Source organism: Streptomyces sp. NPDC056160 (assembly GCF_042268205.1).
Classification (GTDB): Bacteria; Actinomycetota; Actinomycetes; order Streptomycetales; family Streptomycetaceae; genus Streptomyces.
The window spans coordinates 1-1,204 of sequence record NZ_JBHJUW010000360.1 but is presented as its reverse complement, the minus strand read 5'-3'; the positions used below and the strand labels follow the sequence as shown (position 1 = coordinate 1,204).

The following is a 1,204-nucleotide window of genomic DNA, read 5'->3' as shown; positions in this document are numbered from 1 at the left end:
TCGGTCAGGTCAGCCCGATCGCCTTCGAACAGCGAACGGTTACGCTGACCACTGCCGCATAGCAAACGGTGTCCACGGCTCAGGGGGAAGCCCCCTGAGACGGCTCAACCGGATCATGCGCGGCTGGTCCAACTACTTCAGATACGCAGTCGCCAAGAGCACCATGCAAACCCTCGCCATTTTCGTCTGGCGGCGAGTGGCCCGGTGGTGGATGCGGCTGCACCGCTGGAGCTGGACCGATCTGCGAAGGCACCTCACCGACCACACCGGCCGGTGGCAAATGCCTTCATCAGACGGGGTCGAACTGTTCAACCTCGGCCGGGTACCAACCGAGCGATACCGGTACCGCGGCAACAAGATCCCAAATCCCTGGACCCTGACCAACCACGCCTGACGGCAGAGACCGTGGAGAGCCCGGTGCGTGGAAACGCGCACGCCGGGTTCGGCGAGCGGCCCGCAGAAACGGACCGGTGGCGACGCCGGCACCGCGCTGCGGGCCGACTCAACCATCCCGGTGCCCAGTTGAGGATCAAGGATGCGAACGGCATGCGGATCACGTGTTTCGCCACGAATACTGCCGACCGCCCGATCGCTGAGCTCGAGCTCCGTCACCACCTGCGGGCCCGCGCGGAGGACCGGATCCGGGCCACCGGCCTGCGCAACCTGCCCCTGCACCAGGCCGCGCAGAACAAGGTGTGGCTGGAGATCGTGCAGATCGCGCTCGACCTGCTGGCCCGGATGCCCATGCTTGCCCCGACCGGCCAAGCCCGGCTCCGGGACCTCGGCACCTGCGGCTCTGCCTGTTCTCCGCGGCCAGACAGCTTGTCACCACCAGCAAGCCGCCGCATCCTCCGCCTTGCCCGCCATTGGCCCTGGACTCACGACATCACGGCCGCCCTCGACCGGCTCGCTCAACTGCCGAACCCGGGCTGACCAGCAGCATCTCCGTCCCGACGACAGCACTACCCGACCCGGAGCAGTGGAACCCAGGCGCCCACCCGATGCGACAACCAGGCCGCCAACCTGCCTCACCAGCCACCGAACGCGAAACGGTCCGTCGACGGAGTCGGCGGACCGTCATGCAAGATCGAGGCTAGGGTTTCTGCGCGACGGGGCTTCCCCCTGAGCCGTGGACACCGTTTGCTATGCGGCAGTGGTCAGCGTAACCGTTCGCTGTTCGAAGGCGATCGGGCTGACCTGACCG

At 66.9% G+C, this 1,204-nt stretch carries 2 protein-coding genes; both read left to right on the top strand.

All coding sequences use genetic code 11. The features are described from left to right. Nucleotides 1-394 (top strand): group II intron maturase-specific domain-containing protein (locus ACFC02_RS42735; protein WP_376368465.1); only part of this gene is annotated, 394 nt, incomplete at its 5' end. 23 nt (nucleotides 395-417) lie between these two features. Beyond that, entirely contained in the window at nucleotides 418-933 is a 516-nt protein-coding gene (locus ACFC02_RS42730; protein ID WP_376368463.1) for a transposase, read from the top strand. Nucleotides 934-1,204 lie beyond the last annotated feature (271 nt).